This is a genomic window from Streptomyces sp. NPDC017940 (genome assembly GCF_044328435.1).
In the GTDB taxonomy this organism is placed as follows: domain Bacteria; phylum Actinomycetota; class Actinomycetes; order Streptomycetales; family Streptomycetaceae; genus Streptomyces.
Genome location: NZ_JBIRHJ010000006.1, coordinates 276117 through 301015, shown reverse-complemented (window position 1 = coordinate 301015; position 24899 = coordinate 276117). Strand labels below are relative to the sequence as shown.

19 protein-coding genes are annotated in these 24899 nt (G+C 73.6%); 9 read left to right on the top strand and 10 right to left on the bottom strand.

Translation table 11 applies throughout. The features are described 5' to 3' along the window. Positions 1-215: 215 nt before the first annotated feature. A complete protein-coding gene (locus ACH4DX_RS22395) occupies positions 216-1733 on the top strand; it encodes a CehA/McbA family metallohydrolase (RefSeq protein ID WP_398156394.1) in 1518 nt (505 codons plus the stop codon). A gap of 145 nt (positions 1734-1878) precedes the next feature. Here ACH4DX_RS22395 and ACH4DX_RS22390 read toward each other — a convergent pair whose 3' ends face one another. From ACH4DX_RS22390 to ACH4DX_RS22365, 6 genes are all read right to left on the bottom strand, one after another. Further along, the gene (locus tag ACH4DX_RS22390) at positions 1879-3381 is read right to left on the bottom strand and encodes an aldehyde dehydrogenase family protein (protein WP_398156393.1); all 1503 of its coding nucleotides are present in this window, start codon (positions 3379-3381) and stop codon (positions 1879-1881) included. Continuing rightward, positions 3378-5111, bottom strand: a complete 1734-nt coding sequence (locus ACH4DX_RS22385) for an amidohydrolase family protein (protein WP_398156392.1) — start codon at positions 5109-5111, stop codon at positions 3378-3380. The genes ACH4DX_RS22390 and ACH4DX_RS22385 overlap by 4 nt, the downstream gene beginning before the upstream one ends. Positions 5112-5233: 122 nt before the next feature. Beyond that, on the bottom strand, positions 5234-6358 hold the full coding sequence (locus tag ACH4DX_RS22380) for an LLM class flavin-dependent oxidoreductase (RefSeq protein WP_398121280.1): 1125 nt from the start codon (positions 6356-6358) through the stop codon (positions 5234-5236). A 122-nt stretch (positions 6359-6480) separates the two neighbouring features. Beyond that, positions 6481-7278 carry an SDR family NAD(P)-dependent oxidoreductase gene (locus ACH4DX_RS22375; protein WP_398121278.1) on the bottom strand — a complete coding sequence of 266 codons (798 nt, stop codon included), beginning with the start codon at positions 7276-7278 and terminating at the stop codon, positions 6481-6483. Positions 7279-7298: 20 nt separating this feature from the next. After that, entirely contained in the window at positions 7299-8204 is a 906-nt protein-coding gene (locus ACH4DX_RS22370) for an LLM class F420-dependent oxidoreductase (protein ID WP_398156391.1), read from the bottom strand. A 328-nt stretch (positions 8205-8532) separates the two neighbouring features. Further along, complete coding sequence (locus tag ACH4DX_RS22365) at positions 8533-9792, bottom strand: amidohydrolase family protein (RefSeq protein ID WP_398156390.1); 1260 nt, start codon at positions 9790-9792, stop codon at positions 8533-8535. Between the two features lie 247 nt (positions 9793-10039). On the opposite strand from ACH4DX_RS22365, the gene ACH4DX_RS22360 reads away from it, so the two are divergent. The 4 genes from ACH4DX_RS22360 (at position 10040) to ACH4DX_RS22345 (ending at position 14354) form a co-directional block, all read left to right on the top strand. Beyond that, the gene (locus tag ACH4DX_RS22360) at positions 10040-13069 is read left to right on the top strand and encodes a BTAD domain-containing putative transcriptional regulator (RefSeq protein ID WP_398156389.1); all 3030 of its coding nucleotides are present in this window, start codon (positions 10040-10042) and stop codon (positions 13067-13069) included. A 203-nt stretch (positions 13070-13272) separates the two neighbouring features. Further along, positions 13273-13458 carry a sigma-like protein gene (locus ACH4DX_RS22355; RefSeq protein ID WP_398121271.1) on the top strand — a complete coding sequence of 62 codons (186 nt, stop codon included), beginning with the start codon at positions 13273-13275 and terminating at the stop codon, positions 13456-13458. 184 nt (positions 13459-13642) lie between these two features. Continuing rightward, positions 13643-13849, top strand: coding sequence for a hypothetical protein (locus tag ACH4DX_RS22350; RefSeq protein ID WP_398121269.1), 207 nt, complete (start codon positions 13643-13645; stop codon positions 13847-13849). Positions 13850-13970: 121 nt separating this feature from the next. Continuing rightward, on the top strand, positions 13971-14354 hold the full coding sequence (locus ACH4DX_RS22345) for a VOC family protein (protein WP_398121267.1): 384 nt from the start codon (positions 13971-13973) through the stop codon (positions 14352-14354). Positions 14355-14364: 10 nt separating this feature from the next. Here the strand turns inward: ACH4DX_RS22345 and ACH4DX_RS22340 are convergent, their stop codons facing one another. Beyond that, positions 14365-15981 (bottom strand): FadD3 family acyl-CoA ligase, encoded by a 1617-nt coding sequence (locus ACH4DX_RS22340; RefSeq protein ID WP_398156388.1) that lies wholly within the window; start codon positions 15979-15981, stop codon positions 14365-14367. 123 nt (positions 15982-16104) lie between these two features. Between ACH4DX_RS22340 and ACH4DX_RS22335 the strand changes: the two genes are divergently transcribed. Genes ACH4DX_RS22335 through ACH4DX_RS22325 form a run of 3 tightly spaced genes read left to right on the top strand, consistent with a single transcriptional unit; the run spans position 16105 to position 18590 of the window. Then, positions 16105-17256, top strand: a complete 1152-nt coding sequence (locus ACH4DX_RS22335) for a lipid-transfer protein (RefSeq protein WP_398156387.1) — start codon at positions 16105-16107, stop codon at positions 17254-17256. 60 nt (positions 17257-17316) lie between these two features. Next, on the top strand, positions 17317-17772 hold the full coding sequence (locus tag ACH4DX_RS22330; RefSeq protein ID WP_398156386.1) for a Zn-ribbon domain-containing OB-fold protein: 456 nt from the start codon (positions 17317-17319) through the stop codon (positions 17770-17772). Positions 17773-17819: 47 nt separating this feature from the next. Further along, positions 17820-18590, top strand: coding sequence for an enoyl-CoA hydratase/isomerase family protein (locus tag ACH4DX_RS22325; protein ID WP_398156590.1), 771 nt, complete (start codon positions 17820-17822; stop codon positions 18588-18590). 157 nt (positions 18591-18747) lie between these two features. Here the strand turns inward: ACH4DX_RS22325 and ACH4DX_RS22320 are convergent, their stop codons facing one another. Further along, entirely contained in the window at positions 18748-21219 is a 2472-nt protein-coding gene (locus ACH4DX_RS22320; RefSeq protein ID WP_398156385.1) for a PQQ-binding-like beta-propeller repeat protein, read from the bottom strand. A gap of 168 nt (positions 21220-21387) precedes the next feature. Beyond that, positions 21388-22320 carry a VOC family protein gene (locus ACH4DX_RS22315; protein ID WP_398156384.1) on the bottom strand — a complete coding sequence of 311 codons (933 nt, stop codon included), beginning with the start codon at positions 22318-22320 and terminating at the stop codon, positions 21388-21390. Between the two features lie 316 nt (positions 22321-22636). Here ACH4DX_RS22315 and ACH4DX_RS22310 point away from each other — a divergent pair, with 316 nt between their 5' ends. Next, positions 22637-23284, top strand: coding sequence for a TetR family transcriptional regulator (locus ACH4DX_RS22310; protein WP_398156383.1), 648 nt, complete (start codon positions 22637-22639; stop codon positions 23282-23284). A 157-nt stretch (positions 23285-23441) separates the two neighbouring features. On the opposite strand, the gene ACH4DX_RS22305 is transcribed toward ACH4DX_RS22310, so the two are convergent. Further along, the gene (locus tag ACH4DX_RS22305; RefSeq protein WP_398156382.1) at positions 23442-24779 is read right to left on the bottom strand and encodes an acyl-CoA dehydrogenase family protein; all 1338 of its coding nucleotides are present in this window, start codon (positions 24777-24779) and stop codon (positions 23442-23444) included. Positions 24780-24899 lie beyond the last annotated feature (120 nt).

Here is a 24899-nt window from a genome sequence, read left to right as displayed (position 1 = left end):
CAAGCCGCGGACGCGTCTGCCGAGCAAGCGTGCAGACGCGTCTGCGGCATTTCTGTGGTTGCCCGCCCCTGGGGGGCGGGGCGTCCCGTCGCTCGGGGGAAACCCGGCGATACCCTTCCCTTGCAAGGGAGTTCACGGCTCAATACCAGAGTTGCCCGCACCACCCGTGCCCCGGGAACCCCGGGTCACGGCCCGCCGATCTGGGGAGCCGCAGCATGTGCGAGGACGAACGCCACCTGAACAGACGCGCGCTGCTCGTGACGGGGGCGGCGACCGCCCTTACGTTGGGGAGTGTGAGCTTCGCCAGTGGCGCGGGCGCCGATGAGCGGCGGACCGGCAAGCAGACGAGGACGGTCAGGGGGACGCTGCCCACCGGGGCCCCGGACTTCGTGTACCTGCCCGTCGAGATCCCGCGCGGGGTGCGGGAGCTGCACGTCGCGTACACCTACGAGAAGCCGCCCGTACCGGCGGGGACCGTCGGCAACGCGCTGGACATCGGCATCTTCGACGAGCGCGGCACGGCCCTCGGCGGCAAGGGCTTCCGCGGCTGGTCCGGCGGTGCGCGCACGGAGTTCTTCATCCGGGCCGACGAGGCGACACCCGGGTACATCCCCGGCCCGGTGCGCGCCGGGACCTGGAACATCGCGCTCGGCCCCTACACCGTGGCCCCGCAGGGCCTGCCGTACGAGGTGACGATCACCCTCACCTACGGCGCGCCGGGCGCCACACCGGTGCCGGTGTACCCGCCGGAGCGGGCCATGGGGCGCGGACGGGCCTGGTACCGGGGCGACTGCCATCTGCACAGCTGGTACTCGGACGGCCGCCGCACCCCCGCGGAGCTGGCCGCCCTCGCCCGCGCCGCGGGCCTCGACTTCATCAACTCCTCCGAGCACAACACGCACTCCGCGCACGCCCACTGGTCCCAGGCGGCGGGTGACGACCTGCTCGTGCTGCTCGGCGAGGAGGTCACCACCCGCAACGGCCACGTCCTCGCGGTCGGCACCGACCCGGGTACGTTCGTCGACTGGCGCTACCGTGCCCGCGACAACCGCTTCGGCCACTACGCCCGGCACATCCACCGCGCCGGCGGCCTGGTCGTGCCCGCCCATCCGCACGCCACCTGCGTGGGCTGCAACTGGAAGTTCGGGTTCGGCGCCGCGGACGCGGTGGAGGTGTGGAACGGCGCCTTCTCGCCGGAGGACGAGGTGGCGATCTCCGAGTGGGACAACGCGCTGGTCGCCGCCGCCCGCGGGGGCCGCCGCTGGACGCCCGCGATGGGCAACAGCGACGCCCACCGCGATCCCGACCCCGTCGGCCGCCCGCAGACCGTCGTCCTCGCCGACGATCTGACCCGCGAGGCCGTCCTGGACGGCATCCGGTCGGGCCGCTCCTACCTCGCCGAGTCGAAGTCGATCGAGCTGGCCTTCTCCGCGTCCGGCGGCAAGGGGCGGCACGCGGGCATCGGCGAGCGCCTGCGCGTCGACGCCACCGCCCCGGTGACCGTCCGCCTCGACGTCAAGGGCGTGCCGGGCACCACCGTCCGCTTCATCACCGACCAGGGCGTGCTGTTCACCAGCCCGGTCGTACCGGAGTCGGGCACGGCGACCGCGGAGTGGCGTACGACGCCCTCGTACGCGGCGTACGTCCGCGCCGAGGTGCGCGCACCCTCGACGGCAGCGGGGGTGCCCGGACCCATGAAGGCCCTCACCAACCCCATCTTCCTGGGCCGCTGACGCCCCTGAGGGGCGCGGGGAACCGCGCGAGCAACCCGGGAAAAGCCGCAGCCGCGCCTGCCGAGGACCGCGCAGACGCGTCTGCGGCCTTTACGTGGCACACCGCGAAGTTCCCCGCGCCCCTGGGGAACCGGGGAACCGGGGCTCAGCCCGCCCACACCAGCGCCTGCACCTCGCTGTAGGCGCTCAGGGCGTACGACCCGCAGTCGCGCCCCACCCCGCTCTGCCTGAACCCCCCGAAGGGTGCCTCCATGTTGCGGCCGACGGTGTTCACGCCGACGCCACCCGCGCGGAGCCTGCCCGCGACCCGGAAGGCGCGGGCGGCGTCGCCCGACCAGACGTAGCTGAGCAGGCCGTACTCGCTGTCGTCGGCCAGCGCGACAGCGGTGTCCTCGGCGGCTTCGCCGGTGCCGTCGAAGGGGACGACCACCACGACCGGGCCGAAGATCTCCTCTCGGACCACCCGCATCCCGGGGGCGCAGTCGGCCAGGAGGGTGGGGGCGACGTAGAACCCCTTGCCGGTGGCCACCGGGGGCCGCTCGCCGCCCGTCACCACCCGCGCCCCTTCCGCACGGCCGAGCTCCACGTACGACTCGACGCGCTCGCGGTGCGCCGCGGAGATCACCGGGCCGACGACGGTGTCCCGCGCCCCGGGGTCGCCCACCTTCAGGCGGGCGGCGTAGCGCGCCAGCTTCTCCAGCAGGGGTTCGTACACGGCCCGTTGCACGAGCACGCGTGTCGGCGCGGTGCAGATCTGGCCGCTGTAGAAGGAGAACGTGGTGCCGATGCCCGCCACCGCCGCGTCCAGGTCCGCGTCCGCGAAGACGATCGCGGCCCCCTTCCCGCCCAACTCCATGAGCTGGCGCTTCATGCCGCGCCCGCAGACCTCGCCGATGCGCCGCCCGACCGCCGTCGAACCGGTGAAGCTCACCATGTCGACGTCGGGCGAGTCGACGGCCGCGGCGCCGACGTCGGCGCCGCGGCCCGACACGACGTTGACGACGCCGGGCGGCACGCCCGCCTCCGCGAGGGCCGCCGCCGTCCGGTACACCGACAGCGGGTCCTGCGGCGCGGGCTTGACGACGACGGTGTTGCCCATGGCAAGGGCGGGCGCGATCTTGCCCGCGGGGTTGGCCCACGGGTTGTTGTAGGAGGTGACGCAGGTGACGACGCCGACGGGCCGGCGGACGGCGACGGCGCCGAGGACGGCGGCCCCGCCCATCGGACCCGCCTCATGGACCTGCGGGGCGAGGCCCGTCTCCACGGGTTCAAGGGCCCCGCGGGCGTACCGGCGCAGCCGCGCCACCGCGACCGCGACCTGCATCCCGCGGGCGGTCGCGGTGGTCGCGCCGGTCTCGGCCCGCGCGAGGTCGACGTGCGCGGCGAGGTCACGCTGGATCGCGTCGGCCGCCCGGTCGAGGACGGCCGCCCGCTCCTGCGGCGCGGTGCGCGACCAGCTCGCGAAGGCCGCCCGTGCCGCCGCTGCCGCCTGCCACACCTGGTCCCGGCTCGCCTCGGGCGCGAGACCCACCACGCCTTCGGTCGCCGGGTCGATCACCTCGTAGTGCCCGCCGTCGGGGGCGACCCACTCCCCGTCGACGAAGAGCCGCTGCGGGCCGCCCGGCTCCGACGCCGCCCCCGCGCTCACCTCGTGCTCACCGTCCTGGTGTCCCGCCCCGACCGCAGCACCGTCCCCGGCACCGCGCCGGTGACCACGTCGTGGCGGATCACCTCGACGCCGTTGACCCACACGGCGTGCACGCCGCTCGCCCGGGAGTCCAGACGCGGGCTCCCGCCGGGCAGGTCGTGTACGAGGGCGGCCGTGCCGGCGTCGATGCGCTCGGGGTCGAACAGGACGAGGTCCGCGTGGTACCCCTCGGCGATCCGGCCCCGCCCGCGCAGGCCGAAGAGGTGCGCCGGGTCGTCGGTGAGCATCTTCACCGCCTGCTCGAGGCCCACCAGCCTCCGGCCGCGCAGACAGTCCCCGAGGAACCGGGTCGTGTACGGGGCGCCGCACATGCGGTCCAGGTGCGCGCCCGCGTCCGAACCGCCGAGCATGACGTCCTCGTGGTTCCAGGTCTCGGCGCGCAGCGCCCAGGAGTCCGGGTCGTTGTCCGACGGCATGGGCCACAGGACCGTGCGCAGTTCGTCCTTCGCGCAGATCTCGACCAGGCACGCGAAGGGCTCCTGGCCGCGCTCGGCCGCGATGTCCCCGACCACCCGGCCGGTCAGGCCCTCGTTCGCGGCGCAGTAGGTGTCCCCGATGACGTACCGGTCGAAGTGGGCGAGGCGCCGGAACACCCCCGCCTCCTCGCTCATGGCCCGCCGCAGCAGCTCCGCCCGCACGCCGGGGTCGCGCAGCCGCGCGATCCGCTCGGGCACCGGCAGGCCGAGGACGTCGCCCCAGCCGGGGATGAGGTTGAGCGCGCAGAACGTACCCAGCGACATGTTCATGGGCGTGAGGATCGGCATCGTGAGGGCGACGACCCGGCCGCCCGCCCCGCGGGCGCGCTCGCTCGGCACCAGCTGCCGCGGCACCCGCCCGGGCACGGCGGCGTCGATGGTGAGCACGTTCCAGTTCAGCGGGCGTCCCGCGACCGCGCTCATCTGCACGAACAGATCGATCTCGGCGTCGCTGAACCGGTCCAGGCAGCCCGCGACGATCGCCTCCAGCTGGGTGCCCTCGTGCTCGGCGACCGCCCTGGACAGCGCGAGCAGCTCGTCGGGGCCCGCGTGCCGGGACGCCACGGGCGCGCCGTCGCCGTCGGAGTGCGTGGACGACTGCGTGGTGGAAAGGCCCCAGGCGCCCGCCGCCATCGCCTCGTGGAACAGCGCGAGCATCCGCTCCAGCTGCTCCGGCGAGGGCTGCCCGCCGACCGCGTCCGGCCCCATCACGTACCGCCTGAGCGCGCAGTGCCCCACCATGAACCCCGCGTTGACGGCGATCCGCCCCTCAAGGGCGTCCAGGTACTCCCCGAACGAGTGCCACGACCAGGGCGCGCCCTCCTCGAGGGCCACCAGTGACATGCCCTCGACCTTGGCCATCATCCGCCGCGTGTAGTCGGCGTCGTCGGGCCGCTCCGGGTTCAGCGGGGCGAGCGTGAAGCCGCAGTTCCCGCCGACGACCGTGGTCACCCCGTGGTTCAGGGACGGGGTGGCGCAGGGGTCCCAGAACAGCTGCGCGTCGTAGTGCGTGTGCGGGTCCACGAACCCGGGCGCGAGGACCAGGCCCCGGGCCTGTTCACGGGTACGGGACTCCTCCGTGACCGAGGGCGCGACGACGGCCACCCGGCCGTCCCGCACCCCGACGTCGGCGACCCGGGCGGGCGCCCCCGTCCCGTCGACGACGGTCGCCCCCTTGATGAGGTGGTCGAGCATGACGAGGGTTCTCCCATTCAGCTCGTGGTTGCGTCCCCCGGACGGCTCCCGGCCCGCTCCGGCCGGCTCTCAGCCCGTCCGGCGCTTGAGGACGAGGCGCGAAGCGCCGATGGGGGGGTGACCTAAGCGGACGCGGCGCCGCGGAACCGACTGGTCCGATGCACCGGATCGGTGTCGATCTTCGGAATGACGTGCTCCCCGATCAGTCTGATCGTGTTCAAGGTGTCCGCGTACGAGATCCCGATCGGCAGCCCGAACGACAACTGATCGGTCCCGGCCCGCTCCCAGCGCGCACACTGGCGGTGGACTTCTTCGGGATCCCCGCAGATCATCAGCTCCTCCGCGATGAGCAGCTCGACGATCTCCTCGGTGTAGTCCGGCAGGACCTCGGGCCACTCGGGGACGCCCTCGGGCCGCGGGAAGGTGTCGTGGTAGCGGAAGACGAGGGACTGGAGGTAGTTGAGCCCGCCGTTCACGGCGATCTCGACGGCCTTCTCGTGCGTCTCCGCGCAGATCGCCGTGGACGTCACCATGACGTTGTCGTTGACGAAGTCACCGACGGGCTCGGCGTCGCGGATCGCCGTCTTGTACTGCTCGAGGACCCACTCCATGTCGGAGACCTTCTGCACGCTGAACCCGAGCACCCCGAGGCCCTTCCTCGCGGCCATGGCGTACGAGGACGGGGACCCGGCCGCGTACCACATGGCGGGGTGCGAGGCGCCGTACGGCTTGGGGAAGACCTTCCGCGGCGGCAGCTGCCAGTGCTTGCCCCGGAACCCCTCGTACTCCTCCTGGAGCCACATCTTGGGGAACTCCGCGATGGTCTCCTCCCAGATCTCCTTGGTGTGGTCCATGTCGGTGATGCCGGGCAGGAAGCCGAGGATCTCGTGGGATCCGGCCCCGCGCCCGCTGCCGAACTCGAAGCGGCCCTCCGACAGGTGGTCGAGCATGGCCACCTTCTCGGCGACCTTCACCGGGTGGTTGACCTGGGCGAGGGGGTTGAAGATCCCCGACCCCAGATGGATCCGCTCCGTCGCGTGCGCGAGGTAGCCGAGGAAGACGTCGTTGGCGGACAGGTGCGAGTACTCCTCCAGGAAGTGGTGCTCCGACGCCCAGGCGTACTTGAAGCCGGACTTGTCCGCCTGGATGACGTACTCGGTCTCCTCCATCAGCGCCTTGTGCTCGGCCGAGGGGTCCGTCTCGGCCCGCTTGCCCACGTATCCCTGTACGAAGAGCCCGAATTCCACGGCGGTCCACCGTCCTCGTCGGTTCTGGCGCAGTTTCTGATCGTCTTTTCTGGCGTCGTTTCTGACGCACCGTCAGATCGCTGGTCCGACTGTTCCACCGGCGCCGGGGAGCGTCAATACCGTCAGAGCACGCTGGCCCCGGCGAGCCAGCCGCCGTCGATCACGAACGGCTGCCCGGTGATGTACGAGGAGTCCTCCTCCGCGGTCAGGAACAGCGCGAGCCTGGCCACCTCCTCCGGCCTGCCGACCCGGCCGAGGGGCACGAGCTTGCGGTAGAGGGAGTCCAGGCCGCGGGAGGCCTTCGCCACGTCGGCCTCGGCGGCCCCGGGGTCGAGCTGGGCGGGATTGCTCATGGCGGTGTCGATGGCGCCCGGGCAGATCGCGTTGACGCGGATGCGCCGCCGGGCGAGCTCCAGCGCGGCGACGCGGGTGAGGCCGATGACGGCGTGCTTGGTGGCGCTGTACGCCCCGACGTACGCCATGCCCGTCATCCCCGCGTACGAGGCGGTGTTCACGATCGAGCCGCCCCCGGCCGCGGCGATCTCGGGCGCGGTCGCCTTGATGCCGAGGAACACGCCGACCTGGTTGACCTGCACGACCTGCTGGAACTCGTCGAGGGGGGTGTGCACGAGCTCGTGGAAGCGGAGGATTCCCGCGTTGTTGACCAGGCCGTTCACCTCCCCGAAGGCGGCCTTCGTGGCGGTGACGGCGGCCGTCCAGTCCGCCTCCCGGCCCACGTCGAGGTGCACGTACCTCGCGCTGTCGTGCCCCAGCTCCTTCGCCAGCTCCTCCCCCTGCTCGTCGAGCACGTCGCCGACGACGACGCGCGCGCCCTCCGCGACGAAGAGCCGGGCCTCCTGCTCGCCCTGCCCGCGCGCGCCACCGGTGACGATGACGACGCGCCCGTCCAGCTTGCCCATGCCGGCCTCCCTGTCGGGTGCTATCCGAAGTGCGGAGCGACCTCCGCGCCGAACGCCGCCATCTGGTCGCGGAGTTCCTCCCGGCCGCGGCTGCGGAACCGCACCTGGATCTGGTGCACGCCCATCGCTGCGTACGCGCGCAGCGACTCCGCGAGGGCTTCGGGCTTCCCGCTGAGGGTGCGCCGCCCCACGGGCCAGGAGGGCTCCCCCACGTACAGCGGCTCGGTGATCGCGCCGATGGTGAGGGGGGACTCGACGCCCGCCTCGGCGCGCAGCCGCCGCAGTGTGGCGATCTGCTCCGAGAGGCGGTCCCGCGGGTCGCCCTGCGGCAGCCAGCCGTCGCCGCGGACGGCGGCCCTGCGGACGGCGGCGGGTGACGAGCCGCCGACCCAGACCGGGACCCGCTCCTGCGCGGGGCGGGGGCGCTGCCCGAGGCCGCCGAAGGCGAAGAACGTGCCGTGGTGCTCGGGGTACTCCTCGGGTCCGAGGGCGGCGCGCAGCGCGTCCACGGCCTCGTCGAGGAGCGGGCCGCGCCGGGCGAAGTCGACGCCGAGGGCCTCGAACTCCTCCGGCACGTGCCCGGCGCCGACGCCGAGGATCAGCCGGCCGCCGCTGAGGTGGTCCAGGGTCGCGTAGCTCTTGGCGCTCAGGAGCGGGTGGCGCAGGCCGACGATCGCGACGTGGCTCAGGAGGCGGACGCGTTCGGTGACGCCCGCCAGATAGGAGAGGGTGGCGACGGGGTCGTACCAGGTGGTGCCCATGGTGTCGGCGAGGCGGCGCGGGATGGCGACGTGGTCGCAGGTCGCCAGGTACGCGAAGCCCGCGTGGTCCGCTGTGCGGGCGATCTCTGCCAGGGCCCCCGGGGGTGCGTCCGCCTCCCATGCCTCGGCGAAGAGGGCGCTCTGTGCCTGCACCGGAAGCTGCATCCCGTACGCCATCCCGCCCCCCGGAACGCCCCCCACCGGGCCTGCCGCCCCTACCTGGTCCGCCGGGTCCACCATGCCTCCTCCACCCCGGGCCGCCCCCGACGACCCATCAGCTCAACCGAACGCCATCCGCCGGGCAAGGCCCCGCCCCAGGGGCGCGAGGAACTGCGCGCCCAGCCCAGGAAAAACCGCAGACGCACCTGCCAAGCAACCACGCAGACGCGTCTGCGGCGGTTCGTCGGTTGCTCGCGCAGTTCCCCGCGCCCCTAACGGGGCCCTCCCCACCGCACGGCCGGCGGAGCTCAAGGCCCCGCCCAGGGCCGCGGGGTCAGGGGCCCGGCCACAGGCCATCCGGGGTCAGGCCGAGGAGGCCGATCGCGTTGCCGCGGACGATGCGGTCCACGACGTCCGGGGCCAGATGGCCCATCTGCTCCTCGCCGACCCGGCGGGAGTTCGGCCAGGTGGAGTCGGAGTGCGGGTAGTCGGTCTCGTACAGGACGTTGGGGGCGCCGATGGCGTCGAGGTTGCGCAGGCCGAAGGCGTCGTCGAAGAAGCAGCCGAAGACGTGGTCGGCGAAGAGTTCGGACGGCGGGCGGTGGACCTTGTCGGCGACGCCGCCCCAGCCCCGGTTCTCCGCCCAGACGACGTCGGCGCGCTCCAGGATGTAGGGGATCCAGCCGATCTGGCCCTCCGCGTACATGACCTTGAGCTGGGGGAAGCGCTCGAACTTGCCGCTCATCAGCCAGTCGACCATGGAGAAGCAGCAGTTGGCGAAGGTGACGGTGGAGCCGACGGCGGGCGGGGCGTCGGCCGACGTGGACGGCATGCGGCTGGAGGAGCCGATGTGCATGGCGACGACCGTGCGGGTCTCGTCGCAGGCCGCGAGGAACGGGTCCCAGTAGTCGGTGTGGATGGAGGGCAGCCCGAGATAGGGGGGTATCTCCGAGAACGCGACGGCCCGTACGCCGCGGGCGGCGTTGCGCCGCACCTCCGCCGCGGCCAGCTCGGCGTCCCACAGCGGGACGAGGGTGAGCGGTATCAGCCGACCTTGCGCGTCGGCGCCGCACCATTCCTGGACCATCCAGTCGTTGTACGCCCGTACCGCGAGAAGGCCCAGGTCGCGATCGGACGCCTCGGTGAAGGTCTGGCCGCAGAAGCGCGGGAAGGTGGGGAAGCACAGGGCGGACTGGACGTGGTTGACGTCCATGTCGGCCAGCCGCTCGGGGACGCTGAAGGAGCCGCGGCGCATCCGCTCGTACGTGATCACCTCCAGCCTGATCTCGTCGCGGGCACAGCCGACGGCCGTGTCGAGCCGGGTGAGCGGACGGTGCAGATCCTCGTACACCCACCAGTCCCCTATGGGCCCGTCGTCCCCTTTCTCCCCCATCACAGGAGCGAACTTTCCACCCATAAACGTCATTTCCTTGAGCGGGGCCCGGACGACGCGCGGCCCCCGGTCGAGGTACTTCGCGGGGAGGCGGTCCTGCCAGACGCGCGGGGGCTCCACCGTGTGGTCGTCCACCGAGATGATCCTCGGGAACGGCGGCGCGGCGGTGGCGACGTCCTGAGTGCTCTCCATGGTCTCCATGCGGTTCACCGTAGCGCTTATCTGACGATCCGTCAGTTGTCCGGATTCGGTCACTGCTGCGCGAACCCTGTGAGAGCCGTCTCCCACGGCTGACGCATCCGCTCCGGACAAGGCAAACTGTGCTCCGGCAGCAAGCCCCACGGGCAGGGCAGGCTCGTGGCACGCACAAACCAGGCACAGCCGGGCACAGTCGGGCGTATTTGAACGGTCTTCAGCAACTGCGTGCGGCGGGGCAGCAGGGGGAGCGATGGACGGACTACCGCGAGTGCCGGAGCAGCGGCGTTCGACGGCGGAAAGCGACCCTGGGACACCTGAGACATCGGTGCCGGAGTCGACCACGACGGGCCAGGACCAGCAGGAGGCGGCGCGGCCTGCCCGCTTCAGCGTCCTCGGCCCCGTACGCGCATGGCTCGGTGACGACCAGCTGCCCACCGGTTCCCCGCAGCAGCGCGCCCTGCTCGCCGCCCTGCTGCTGCGCGACGGCCGCACGGCCACCGCGCCCGAGCTGATCGACGCCATCTGGGGCGACGAGCCGCCGTCCCAGGCGCTCGCCGCGATCAGGACCTACGCGTCCCGGCTGCGCAAGGTGCTGCCGCCCGGCGCCCTGGTCAGCGAGTCCGGCGGCTATGCCGTACGGGCCGCCGACGGCGCCCTCGACCTGGCGGAGGCGGAGTCCCTGTGGGCGGCGGCCGAGCGGGCCCGCGGGCTCGGCGATCTGCACCGGGCGCGTTCGCTGGTCAACAAGGCCCTGTCGCTCTGGGACGGCGAACCCCTCGCCAACGTCCCCGGGCCCTACGCGGACGCCCAGCGCACCCGCCTCGACGAGTGGCGCCTGCAACTCCTGGAGTCCCGCCTCGACATGGACCTGGAGCAGGGCTGCCACGCCGAGTCCGTCTCGGAGCTGACCGCCCTCACCGCCGCCCACCCGCTGCGCGAGCGCCTTCGCGAACTCCTGATGCTGGCCCTCTACCGCTCCGGACGCCAGGCGGAGGCCCTCGCCGTGTACGCCGACACCCGCCGACTGCTCGCCGACGAACTGGGCGTCGACCCGCGCCCCGGCCTCCAGGAGCTCCAGCAGCGCATCCTCCAGGCCGACCCCGCGCTCGCCGAACCGTCCGCGCCCGCCGCCGAGCAGGCGGGCGGTGTCGTGAAGCCCGCGCAGCTGCCCGCGACCGTGCAGGACTTCACCGGCCGCGCCGCCTTCGTCAAGGAGCTCAGCGACATCCTCTCCACCGCCGAGGGCCGCGTCATGGCCGTCTCCGCCCTCGCGGGCATCGGCGGCGTCGGCAAGACCACGCTCGCGGTGCACGTCGCCCACGCGGCCCGCACGCACTTCCCCGACGGTCAGCTGTACGTCGACCTCCAGGGCGCCGGGCCGCGCGCCGCCGAGCCGGAGACGGTGCTCGGTGCGTTCCTGCGGGCCCTCGGCACGGCGGACTCCGCCATTCCGGATTCCCTGGAGGAGCGGGCCGCCCTGTTCCGCTCCGTCCTCGACGGCCGCCGTGTCCTCGTCCTGCTCGACAACGCCCGTGACGCCGCGCAGGTGCGGCCGCTCCTTCCCGGCATGGAGGGCTGCGCCGCCCTGGTCACCAGCCGGATGCGGATGGTGGACCTGGCGGGGGCGCACCTCGTCGACCTCGACGTGATGTCGCCCGACGAGGCGCTCCAGCTCTTCACGAAGATCGTCGGGCAGGAGCGGGTGGCCTCCGAGCGCGAGGCCGCGCTCGACGTCGTGGCCGCCTGCGGGTTCCTGCCGCTCGCCATCCGCATCGCCGCGTCCCGCCTCGCGGCGCGCCGCACCTGGACCGTGTCCACGCTCGCCGCCAAGCTCGCCGACGAGCGGCGCCGCCTCGACGAGCTCCAGGCCGGTGACCTCGCGGTCGCGGCCACCTTCGAGCTCGGCTACGGCCAGCTGGAGCCGGCCCAGGCCCGCGCCTTCCGCCTCCTCGGCCTCGCGGACGGCCCCGACATCTCCCTCGCGGCCGCCGCCGCGGTGCTCGGCCTGTCCCTCGAGGACGCCGAGGACCTCCTGGAGTCCCTGGTCGACACCTCCCTCCTGGAGTCCGCGGCCCCGGGCCGCTACCGCTACCACGACCTCCTGCGCCTGTACGCGCGCGCCTGCGCCGAGCGCGACGAGATGCCGCCCAGCGAGCGGGAGGCGGCGCTCTCGCGGCTGCTGGACTTCTATCTGGCGTCGGCGGCCCGGGTGTACGCGATCGAGCGTCCCGGGGACAGGACGGTGGACCACCTGGAAGCCCCCTCGCACCCGCTGCGGGGCTTCACCGACGACGCCAAGGCCCTCGACTGGCTGCACGCCGAGGCGGCCTGCATCCTGGCCTGCGTCCAGCAGTCCCTGGACCCCGTCGGCCGGCGCCGCGCCGTCGACCTGCTCCTCGCCGCCAAGGACCTCGCCGAGTCCGGTGCCAGCTCGCACCGGTACGAGCTGGCGACCCGTGCGGCACGCGATGCGGCGCGGGCCACGAACGACGCGTACGGGGAGGGCCGCGCCCTCGTCAGCCTCGGCCAGGTACTGAACAAGCTCGGCCACTTCGAGCAGGCCGCCGAGGTCCTCGAGCGCGCCGCCGCCCTCGCCGAGGAATCCGGTGACGCCTGGGCCCAGGGCAACGCCGCGAACGAGATCGCGATCGCGATCGGCTGCATGAACCAGCACGGGGGCGACGCGCAGGTCCTGCGGAGGATCGAGACGCACGTGCTCAAGGCACTCGACGTCTTCCGGCGGGACGAGAACCGCCACAGCGAGGCCAGTGCCCTGTGCAACTGGTCCCGGGTCTGCATGATGATGGGGCAGACCACGCAGGGGATCGACCTCGCGCGTCAGGGCGTGGCCATCTACGCCGACCTCGGGGTGAGCTTCCGGGTCGCCAACGCCAAGTACGCTCTGGGGATCGGACTCAGCCAAGCAGGACGCCACAAGGAAGCACTGACCGAACTCAGTGAGGCTCTGCGGACTTTCACGGAGAACCGGCAGCGGCTGTGGGAGGGTACGACGCACTACCGCATCGCCCAGGTCCACCTCGCGGCCCAGCGCCCCGCACAGGCGGCGCGCCACGCCGAGCAGGCCCTGGCGACCGGCTGCGTCGGCGGTGACTGGATGCGGGCCAACGTCCTCACCGTCCTTGGCCGGGTGCTGATGGTCCTCGGACAGCTCGACCGCGCACGTGCCTGCTGGAACAAGGCGCTTGCGCTGCATGAGGCCAGTGGTGCCGCCGAGGCGGACGTGGTACGGGCTCTGCTCCGTCCCGTGGCAGCGGCGTGACACCGCTGTCGAGCGCGTTCATTGAACGTTTATGACGGGGTGCCACTCTTATCTGTATCGACCCGTCGCGTCGGGGGGCAGGCGGGTCGCGTGGGCCCCACAGCTATGGTGAGCGGCCCTGGAGCGCCCGTTCGGCGACCCTCGGGGGAGTTGCCGAGCGGGCGGTCCGGTCCCGGAGCCCCGCGCCTTTTCAGGAGAACAGCATGAGCGAGACCGAGAAGAAGAAGCAGAAGCCCGTGGCCAAGGGGGACGGCCACATGCCCGCACCGCCGCAGGACGGCCCTGTGGTCCCGACAGGGGACGGCCACATGCCGGTGCCTCCGCCGGACGGCGGGATCACCATCAAGCGTGATGGCCACATGCCGAGTCCGCCCACGAAGGGCGCCTGACACCTCCTGACCGACGGGGGATTCGGCCGCGGCGGCGCGGAGGGGGAGCCGCCGCGGCCGAGTTATGTCCTCGGACGTTTGAATTTGGCCAACCTGCCGGTTTTCAGCGGCAGTTATGCGAATAAAGTATGCCAAATACGGTTAGAGTCGACTGTTGAATGCTGGCCCCCTCCAAGGAGTTCTCATGACAGGCACCAGGAAACTCGTCGTCGCTCTGGCCGTGATAGCCGCAGCCGCAGCCGGGGCGTCCGCGCCGGCCTTCGCCGGTGACGGCCACGCGCCGACCGGCCCGCAGGGTGACGGTCACGCCCCTGTCAGCCCGCTCGGTGACGGCCACGCCCCGGTCGGCCCGCTCGGGGACGGCCAGATGCCGTCCCCCCCGCAGCGCTGAGCACCCGGGGCCGAGCCGCCGCTCGGCCCCGGCACCCGACCACCCGGTGGCCGACGGGGCACTGAGCCGGGGGGCAGAAATCCGGTGGACCCGGGCGGTGCCGCTGCCCGATAGTGCGCGCATGACGACTCTGGTGCGCCACATCACGTTCGACTGCTCCGACGCCCATGCGCTGGCGTCCTTCTGGGCGCGGGTCCTGGAGGGCACGCTCGCGGACGACGACTCCCCCGGGGACCCCGAGGCGCTGGTCACCACGCCCGACGGGCCGACGCTGCTGTTCGTGACGGTGCCGGACGGCAAGACGGTGAAGAACCGCGTGCACTTCGACCTCCAGCCGCAGGAGCGCACACGGGACGAGGAGGTCGAGCGGGTCCTCGCCCTCGGCGCGACCCTGTTCGACGACCACCGGCTGCCGGACGGCCGCGGCTGGGTGACCCTCAGCGACCCCGAGGGCAACGAGTTCTGCGTGGAGCGCAGCGCGGCCGAACGCGCGACCTCGGCCTGAGCGGCCGCCGTCAGCCCCGCCCGCGCAACTCCCCCTTGACGACCTTGCCGCTCGCGTTCCTCGGCAGCTCCGCCACGAACTCCACCTGGCGCGGCACCTTGTAGTTGGCCATCTCGCGGCGCGCCCAGGCGATCAGGCCGTCCGCGGTGAGGACCGTCCCGGCAGGGCCCGAGGGGGCGCGGCGCACCACGTACGCCTTGCCGACCTCACCGAGCCGGGCGTCGGGGACACCGATGACGGCCACGTCGGCCACCTCCGGGTGCAGGCCGATGAGCTGCTCTATCTCCGCGGGGTAGGCGTTGAAGCCGCCGACGACGTACATGTCCTTGATGCGGTCGGTGATGCGCAGGTTGCCCGCGCCGTCAAGGACCCCGACGTCGCCGGTGCGCAGCCAGCCCTCCGCCGTCATGACCCGGGCGGTCCCTGCCGGGTCCTCGTGGTAGCCGCGCATGACGTGGTGCCCGCGGACGAGGATCTCACCGGGCGAGCCGGGAGGCAGGTCCGCCCCGGCCGGCGACACCACCTTCACCTCCGTGCCGGGGATCGCGCGCCCGGAGGTGGCGGCGATCACCTGAGGGGGGTCGCCGCGGCGGCACATCGTGACGATGCCGCTCGCCTCGGAGAGCCCGTACGCGGTGAGGACCGTGGCGATGCGCAGTTCGGCGCGGAGGCGTTCGACGAGGCGCAGCGGCACGACGGCGGCCCCGGTCACCACGAGCCGCAGCGCCGACAGGTCGTGCCTCTCGCGGGCCGGGTGGTCGAGGAGGGACTGGTGCAGGGTGGGCGGCCCGGGGAGCACGGAGACGCGCTCGGCGGCGATGTTGGCGAGGACCGCGTCCACGTCGAACACGGGCTGCGGGATCATCGTGGCGCCGCGCATGAGGCACGCGACGATCCCTGCCTTGTAGCCGAAGGTGTGGAAGAACGGGTTGACGATCAGATAGCGGTCGCCCTCGCGCAGGCCCGCGAGGTCGCTCCAGACCGCGTAGCAGCGCAGGGTCTGGGCGTGGGTGATGACGGCGCCCTTGGGGCGGCCGGTGGTGCCCGAGGTGTAGATGATGTCGGAGGGATCGTCGCCGCGTACGGCGGCCGCGCGCGCCCGCACCCGCTCCCGCGGCACGGCGTCGCCGCCGGCGAGGAAGTCCTTCCAGGTGCGGAAGTCCTCGGGGGCGTCGTCGGCGAGGACCACCACCTCCCGGAGGTCCGGCAGGCCCGGCAGCGGCCCGCGACCCGGGCCGTCCCCGGCGGCGCCGCGCAGCGAGGCGACGTACGAGGTACCGAGGAACGTGCCGGTGACGAAGAGCAGCCGGGCCCGCGAACGGGCGAGGACGTAGGCGGCCTCGGCGCCCTTGAAGCGGGTGTTGAGCGGGACGAGCACCGCGCCCGCGCCGACCGCGCCGAGGGCGCTGACGATCCAGTCGAGGGTGTTGGGGGCCCAGACGGCGACCCGGTCGCCCGGCTCGACGCCGCTCGCCGCACAGGCGGCGGTGGCCCGTTCGATCCGGGCGCCGAGTTCACGGTAGGAGAGCCGGGTGCGGCCCTCGACGACCGCCTCCCTGTCCGCGTACCGCTCGGCCGCCGCCAGGACCAGACCCGGCACGCTGCCCCACTCCAGGTCACCGCGCATCGCCGGCCTCCCGCCGCCGCCCACTAGCTGACTAACCGTCAGATTAGCGGTAGCCTGCCGCACTGTCAGCAGCGAGGGCCGGGTACGGCGAGGACCGCGAACGACGCGCGCGGAGGTGCGGCGATGGCTTCACTCAAGGACGCCACGGCGATAGTCGGCATCGGGCAGACACCCTTCGCCAAGCAACTCCAAGAGGGCGAGAAGGCGTTGGCGTGCCGGGCGGTCCTGGCCGCGCTCCACGACGCGGGCATCGCGCCCGCCGAGGTGGACGCGTTCGCCTCGTACACGATGGAGGAGACCGACGAGGTCGAGGTGGCCAAGGCGATCGGCGCCGGGGACGTCACCTTCTTCAGCAAGGTCGGGTACGGCGGCGGGGGCTCCTGCGCCACCGTCGGGCACCTCGCCGCCGCCGTCGCCACCGGCCAGGCGAGCGTCGGCGTCGCCTGGCGCGCGCGCAAGCGCGGCAGCGGCCCGAGGCCCTGGCGGAACACGGCCGTCCAGCTCCCCACGCCCGCCCAGTGGACCAGGCCCTTCGGCCTGCTCCGCCCGGCCGACGAGATCGCGATGCTGACCCGCCGCTATCTGCACGAGTACGGCGCCACCCGCGACCACCTCTTCAACGTCGCCCTCGCCTGCCGCAACCGCGCCAACCAGAACCCGGCCGCGATGATGTACGAGCGCCCGCTGACCCGGGACATGTATATGACCTCGCGCTGGATCAGCGAGCCGCTGTGCCTGTTCGACAACTGCCTGGAGACGGACGGCGCCCTCGCCTGCGTCGTCGTCTCCGCCGAGCGGGCCCGCGACTGCCGCCACCGGCCCGTGTACGTGCACTCCGTCGCGCAGGGCCTGCCCGCGCAGCACCACGGGATGGTCAACTACTGGAACGACGACCCGCTGTCCGGGCCCGCCTGGACCGCCGCGCGCCAGCTCTGGAAGCAGTCCGACGTCACCCCCGAGGACGTCGACGTCGCCCAGATCTACGACGCGTTCACCGCCCTCGTACCGCTCTCCCTGGAGGGCTACGGCTTCTGCGGCCGCGGCGAGGGCGGCGCCTTCACCGAGGGCGGCGCCCTGGAGACCGGCGGCCGCCTCCCCCTCAACACCTCCGGCGGCGGCCTCAGCGAGGCCTACGTCCACGGCTTCAACCTCATCAACGAGGGCGTGAAGCAGCTGCGGGGCACCTCGACGGCGCAGGTGCCGGACGCGGCGACGTGCCTGGTGACGGCGGGAGAAGGCGTCCCGACCTCGGCACTGCTGCTCTGCGCCCCGTAAGGGGCGCGGGGAACTGCGCGAGCAACCACAACAACTCCGCACCCGCGAAGGACGAGCAACATGGCAGACGCACCCGCGAAACCGGACCCCCTCCTGACCCCGGCCGTGGACGACGACGGCGCCCCCTACTGGGAGTACGCCGCCCGAGGCGAACTCCGCGTACAGACCTGCGCGACGTGCGACGAACCCAGGTTCCCCCCACGCCCCTGCTGCCCGCACTGCGCGAGCTTCACCGCCGAATGGCGAAGGACCAGCGGCCGCGGCCGCATCTGGTCCTACGTGGTCGCCCACCCCCCACTCCTCCCCGCGTACGCGGAACGCGCCCCCTACCCCGTGGTCCTCGTCGAGCTCTCCGACGCCCCCCGCGTCCGCCTGGTGGGCAACCTCGTCACGCGGGCGGGCGCGGCCTTCGACTCGGTGCCGCGGGAGCGGGTGCGGATCGGGGCGCGGGTGCAGGCCGTGTTCGCGGACCAGGGCGGGGTCGTGGTGCCGCAGTGGGTCCTGGAGCGGCCGTGACGCGCACACCGGCGGGGACACCGGCGGGAACGCCCGCGGCGGCCGGGCTGCGGGTGGAGCGGGACGCGGCGACCGGGGTCGCCGTGGTCACGCTGGACCGCCCGGAGCGGCACAACGCGCTGGACCTCGCGACGGCGGCGGAACTGTCCGCCCGGTGGCGGGAGTTCCGGTACGACGACTCGGTACGGGCGGTCGTCGTCACCGGCGCCGGGGACCGGGCGTTCTGCACCGGCATCGACCGCGACGCCGTTGTCCCGCAGCCGTCGTCCCCGTACTCGGTCGACGACCCGCTCCTGACCGTCGGCCCCAAGGCCAACGACCTGTGGAAGCCGGTGCTCGCCGCCGTCAACGGCATGGCGTGCGGCGGGGCCTTCTACCTGATCGGCGAGTGCGAGTTCGTGCTGGCCGCGGAGCACGCCACGTTCTTCGACCCGCACACGGCGTACGGGATGGTCTGCGCGTACGAGGCCATCGCCATGGCGCAGCGGATGCCGTTCGGGGAGGTGGCCCGGATGGCGCTCATGGGGACCGCGGAGCGGGTGTCCGCGCGGCGGGCGTACGAGGTCGGGCTCGTGTCGGAGGTGGTGGCGGGCGGCGGGGTGCGGGACGCCGCCGTGCGGGCCGCCGCGACGATCGCCGCCTTCCCCACGGCAGGGGTTCAGGGCACCGTGCGGGCGCTGTGGTCCGCGAGGGAGGCGGCGCGTGCGCAGGCCATGGCGCAGGCGGGGGCCCTCGTCGCGCTCGGCAACGCGGGGGGCTCCCGCCAGGCGGAGCTGTTCGCCGCGCGGGTGCGGGGCGGGGGGTTCCGGACCCGGTAGGGCCCCCGGGGCCTCGCCTCGCGGGGGTCGCGCATCCGGCGTAGCGTCGAGGTGACGGCCGCCGTCCTGAGCCCCTTCCGTGCCGGGTGCGACGGCCGTCCCGCACGCGCGCCCGTGCCCGGACGGCGGGGTCCCACCCGGGGGCCGGGGCCCGGGGCTAGCGGGCCGTGGCCGTGCCCCGTTCCGCGTCGAGGGCGTACACGCAGCGGTCCTTGCTGCACGCGTACACCACCCCGTCCCTGACGACCGGCGCCCCGGTGATCTCGCCACCGGTGGCGAGCTTCCAGCGGAGGCGGCCGTCGTCGGCCTTGAGGGTGTAGAGCAGGTGGTCGGTGGCGCCGAAGTGGATGCGGCGGTCGGCGACGACGGGCGAACCGACCACTTCGCCACCGGCCTGGAAGCGCCACTTCGGGGTGCCGGTGACCGCGTCCAGGGTGTAGAGCCCCTTGCCGCTGCCGACGTGGACGTGCCCGTCCGCGACGAGGACGGGGTCGACGGACGACCGGGACTCGGTGGCGATGCGCCAGCGGTCGCGGCCGTCGGTGGCGTCGAGGGCGTACACGGTGCCGAGGTAGTCCGCGAGGTAGACCCCGCCACCGGTCACGGCGGGCCCGGGCGCGAAGGTGGGCGGCGAGAGGAACGCCGCGGGCGCCTCGAAGTGCCAGCGCACGTGCCCGGCGGCGACGTCCACAGCGAGGACCCGGGTGCCCGCGGCCACGTACACGTACCCGTCCGCCGCCTGGGTGACCCGGACGGGCACACCACCGCAGGACGCGGCGTCACCGACGGGGTAGGACCAGCGCTCGATGCCGGTGCGGGCGTCGACGGCGCGCAGCCTGGCGTCCTTCCAGACGTACACGGTGCCGTCGACGATGACGGGCGCGGCCTCGGCCGTCTCGAAGTCGGTCTGGGCGTTCGTGATCTCCCAGAGCTTCTCGCCGTTGGCGGCCTCCCAGCCCTGGACGCCGCCGCCGCGCGTCGCGGTGACGACGGTGCCCCGGTCGGCCTGGAGCGCGTACACCCAGGCGTCGGTCTGGACGCGCCACAGGTCGGTGCCGTCGGCGCCGTCGAGGGCGTACAGGGTGGGGCCGTCGGAGGCGTGGACGCGGCCGTCGGCGACCGCCATGGACCAGGCGACGTCACGGGTCTTGAAGCTGCGCCTGCCGGTGCTGACGTCCAGGGCGTGCACCTCGAAGGAGGTGACGTACACGAGGTTCCCGGCGACGGCGGGCGTGCCCCACACGTCGTTGGACATGCGGAAGCGCCAGGGCCGCCAGGAGGCCGGGGCCCCGGCGGCGGCCGGGCCGGTGCCGCCCGCGCCGTGGCCGGTGGGCGCGGCGTGCCCCTGCCGGTCGGGGGCGGGGGCCGGGACGGGCGCCGAGCGGGACCACGACCCGGCGAGCCCGGAGTCCACCGGCGGCAGGGCGGCCCGCGCCTCGGCGACCCGCGGCCCGGGGCCGATCGGCACCTGGGCCCCGGCGAGCTGCACGGGCCCGGCGTCGGGCGCGCCGCCGAGGGGCGCGTGGAACGGCTGGGACGCCGCGAAGGACGGCGCCTGGGCGGGCACCCCGGGCGGGGCCGCGGCGTGCGCGGGCACGGCGGGGGCGGGCGGGGCGTGGGCCGGGGCCTGGCGTGGCGGCGGCGGTACGGCGGACACCGGGCCCGGGGCGCGGCCCCCGCGGCCCCCGGAGCCGCCACCGGCCCCGGACGGCATCCGCGCCGGCGGCCGTCCGCCCCTGCGGGCCTCGATGAGGGCGACGGCCCGCTCCGGCAGCCAGGCGGACGCGGTGCCGCTGTCGTCGCCGTTGCCCTCGGAGGCGAAGAGGTGCGGGGCGAGCTGGGACTGGAGGTCGTTGGGCGTCGGTCTGCGCACCGCCTCCATCTGCATGCAGGACTCGATCAGGGGCCGCAGCTCGTTGGGCAGGCCCTCCAGGTCGGGGCCCTCGCGCAGCAGCATGAAGACGGTCTCGACGGGGTTGGCGCCGTGGAAGGGCGCGTGTCCCGTGGCGGCGAAGACGAGGGTGGAGCCGAGCGAGAAGACATCGCTGGCGCCGGTGACGCTGCGCGAGTCCTTGGCCTGTTCGGGCGACATGTAGGCGGGCGTGCCGACGGCGACGTTGGTCATGGTCAGCCGGGTGTTGGAGACGCCGGACGCGATACCGAAGTCGATCACGCGGGGGCCGTCCTCCACCACGAGCACGTTGGAGGGCTTCAGGTCGCGGTGGACGAGTCCCGCGCCGTGGATGGACTCCAGGGCCTCCGCGACGCCCGCGGCCAGCCACCGCACGGCCTGCGTGGGCAGCGGCCCGTGCTCGTTCACTATTTCCTCGAGGGAGGGCGCGGGCACGTACGCCGTGGCGAGCCAGGGCACCGCGGCGCGCGGATCGGCGTCGACCACGGCCGCCGTGTAGAAGCCGGAGACGGCCCTCGCCGCCTCGACCTCGCGCGTGAAGCGGACCCGGAACAGCTGGTCCTCGGCGAGCTCGGTCCGCACCGTCTTGATCGCCACGCGCCGCCCGGACGCGGAACGCGCGAGATAGACGAGCCCCATGCCACCGGCACCGAGCCGTCCGAGGACCTCGAACGGGCCGATCCGCCGCGGATCGTGCTGCGTCAGCTGGTCCACCACTTGCCTGCCACCTCCCCGTGCGCGGCCGCCGCTTGGAGCAGCCCCGTGCAGCGTCTCACCACCGAGCCGCTACGGCGGCACGCACCCTGATTCTTCCTGGCCCGGCCGCCGGTTGCGAACCCGGGGCAACATCGGGCTGTTTCCGGGCAAAGGTGATGTATGGGGACATCAGCCGGAACGTCGGTCCGGCTCCTGGAGGACCGCGAAGGCGGCTCCCTGATTGTCCACGAGGACACCGATGCGCCCGGACGGCGTGTCCACCGGCTCGTCGCGCACGCGCCCCCCGAGCCGTCGCGCCGTGGCGAGCGCCGCGTCGCAGTCGGCGACGACGAAGTAGTTGAGGAAGTGCGGGGGCATCTCGGCCGGGAAGGCGTCCGACATGACGGCGCGGCCGCCGATGGCGGTCTCGAAGCCCGCCTCGGTCCCGGCGGGCGACCAGACACGGAAGCCCTCGCCCCCGCCTCCCGGCTCGTCCGCCAGGTCCAGGCTCCCGTAGCCGAAGACGCTCTCGTAGAAGAGGTCGACCTCCGCGGAGCGGGCGTACACCTCGGTCCAGCAGAAGCTGCCGGGCTCGCGCTGCCTGCCGAAGCCCGCGTGCGTGCCCGGCTGCCAGAGCCCGAAGACCGCGCCCTCGGGGTCGGTGGCGAGGCCCACCGTCCCGTACGGGCCGACCGGCACCGGATCCATGATCACCCGGCCGCCCGCGCCCTTGACGCGGGTGGCGAGCGCGGGGGCGTCCGGGGTCGCGAGATAGACGGTCCAGGAGGTGGGCATGCGGCCGTCCGACTTGGGGGCGAGGGCGGCGACGGGTTCGCCGTCGAGGAGGGCCAGGGTGTACTGCCGGGACCGCGCGGGGCGCCCGTACCGCGCGGACCGGGAGGGCTCCCCGTCCGCGCCGCCCTGCCCGCCTCGCCCGTCCTGCCTGTCCTGCCCGCCTCGCCCGTCCTGCCCGCCCTGCCCGCCTCGCCCGTCCTGCCCGCCCCGCCCGTCCGCGTCGTCCTGGAAGGTCCAGCCGAAGAGCTCGCCGTAGAAGCGCTTGCCGCCCTCGACGTCCGGGAGCATCGCGTCCACCCAGCACGGGACGCCTTCCGCGAAATCCATGAGACCGTTCCTCGGTTCGCCGCGGAGGGCCCTCCTGTGGCCTCCGTCACAGCCAAGCTAGCCGCACGTCCCGGCACGCGCAGCACATCGACTCGAACAAATGGTCCATTACGACGGGGTGCCGCCCGCTCCCCACCCCGCGCGGACGGAGGCGGCACGGCACGCCCGCGGAAGCGGTTTCCGGACGGCGCGCACTCCTGCCGAACGTCACCCTCCGCACCCCCGCGACACCCCTACGGCACCCCTCTGGCGCCCCTTCAACCCCATTTGCACTCGGCCGAATCGCGCTCCGATCACCCCTCGGTAAGCTGACGGCATGACAGGACAGGTACGTACCGTCGACGGCCGCGTGGCCGGCCGGCGCGGTCAGGCGACACGTCAGAAACTCCTCGAGTGCCTGAGCGAGATGCTCAGCTCATCGCCCTACCGGGACGTCAAAGTCATCGACGTGGCCCGAAAGGCGGGCACTTCACCGGCGACGTTCTACCAGTACTTCCCCGACGTCGAGGGCGCCGTCCTGGAGATCGCCGAGCAAATGGCCGCGGAGGGCGCCCAGTTGACGCAGCTCCTCGAGGGCCGCTCCTGGGTCGGCAAGGCGGGCTGGCAGACCTCGCAGGACCTGGTGGAGGGGTTCCTCGACTTCTGGCGGAAGAACGACGCGATCCTGCGGGTCGTCGACCTCGGCGCCGCGGAGGGCGACAAACGGTTCTACAAGATCCGGATGAAGATCCTCAACTCCGTCAACAACTCCCTTACGGACACCGTCAAGGACCTCAAGGCCAAGGGAAAGATCGACAAGGACGTGAGCCCGGCCGCCCTCGCCGGCTCGCTCGTCGCCATGCTCGCCGCGGTCGCCTCGCACCAGCGCGGCTTCCAGACCTGGGGCGTCAAACAGGTCGAACTGAAGCCGAACCTGGCGATGTTGGTGCATATGGGTGTCACGGGCAAGAAGCCGACGAAGTAGGCACGCGCAGCACCCCTGTCCTGTCACGCACGGTTCCTGTCACACCCGGCTTCTGTCACGCACGGCTTCTGTCACGCACGGTTCCTGTCACCACCGCGGCGGATCACTCCCAGTGATCCGCCGCGGTGTTCTTCGCGTGCCGCCGCTCCGGTCGCCGTCAGACGCCCGCCCCGGCCACCCGGACGGCGGGCTCGCCCCGCTCCGGCGGCTCCACCCCCTCGCGGGCGCCCGCGCTCGCGCCCGTACGCGCACCCGTGCGCGCGAACAACCCGGCGCGTTCGGCCGCGTACGCCCGCAGCCGATGCGCGGGCCCGAAGAGCAGTTCGTCACCGGCAGCCCGTTTGAAGTACAGATGAACGTCGTGCTCCCAGGTGAAGCCTATGCCCCCGTGCAGCTGGACGGCCTCGGCGGCGGCGCGGCGCAGGGCTTCCAGCCCCTGGGCGAGAGCGAGCCCGCCCACGCGCTCCCCCGCACCGCCACCCCCGGGGCCCGCCGCGGCCCCGGTGCCCGCCCCGGCCGCCTCCGCCGCCCACGCGGCGTAGTACGCGGCCGACCGCGCCGCCTGCACCCCTACGTACACGTCCGCGAGCCGGTGCTTCACGGCCTGGAAGGAGCCGATGGGGCGCCCGAACTGCTCACGTTCCTTGACGTGGGTGACGGTGCGGGCGAGGGCGTGGTCGGCGGCGCCGACGGCTTCGGCGGCGAGCAGCGCGGCGGCGCGGTCACCGACCGTGGCCAGCACGGCACCGACGCCGTGACCAGGCCCGCCGCCACTGCCGCCGCCCTCGTCGCCGCACAACTCGCCCTCCACGTCGCGCAGTTCGAGCCGTGCCCGCGGCCGGGTCTCGTCGAGGGCGGTCCTGCGGACGCGTGCGAGGCCGGGGGCGTCGCCGCGTACGAGGAACAGGAGGGTGCGGGAACGGGCGTAGCCGCCGGTGTGCGCGGCCACGACGAGCAGCTGTGCGGTGTGCCCGTCGAGCACCTGGTCCGCCTGCCCGTACAGCCGCCAGCCGCCGCCCGCGGCCCGCGCCTGCACACCGCCGGTGCGGCCGCCGCCCGCCCAGTCGCCCCGGTTGTCGCCGGTGAGGCCGAGGGCGGTGGCGAGGGCGGTGCCGGGGACGGCGAGGGTGGCGGTGAGCTCGCCCGCGGCGATGCGGGGGAGGTGGTCCGCCTGCTGGCGCGGGGTGCCGTGGGCGAGCAGCACGGGGGCGGCGAGTCCGGCGGTCGCCAGGAGCGGGGTGGGGGCGAGGGACCGCCCCAGCTCCTCCGCGGCCAGGGCGAGTTCGACCGTCCCGCAGCCGGCCCCGCCGTGGCGCTCCGGCAGCGCGAGGCCGGGCAGCCCGAGCCGCCCGGCGAGCGCGGCCCACAGTGCGCCGTCGTGCCCGGCGGGGGTGCGCACGGCGGCCTTGACGTCGTCGGGGCCGCTATGTCTGGTGAGGGCCTCGCGCAGGGTGCGGCGGATCTCGTCCTGTTCGGCGGTGAAGGCGGCGTCCATCGGTGGGCTCCTCCCCCGGGGCCTTCGGGGACCCGGCTCTGACGACCCATCACTCCAGCTGACGGTCCGTCACTCCACTTGACGGGCGGACATGCTAGGACGCCGCCCGCCGCTTTCCCA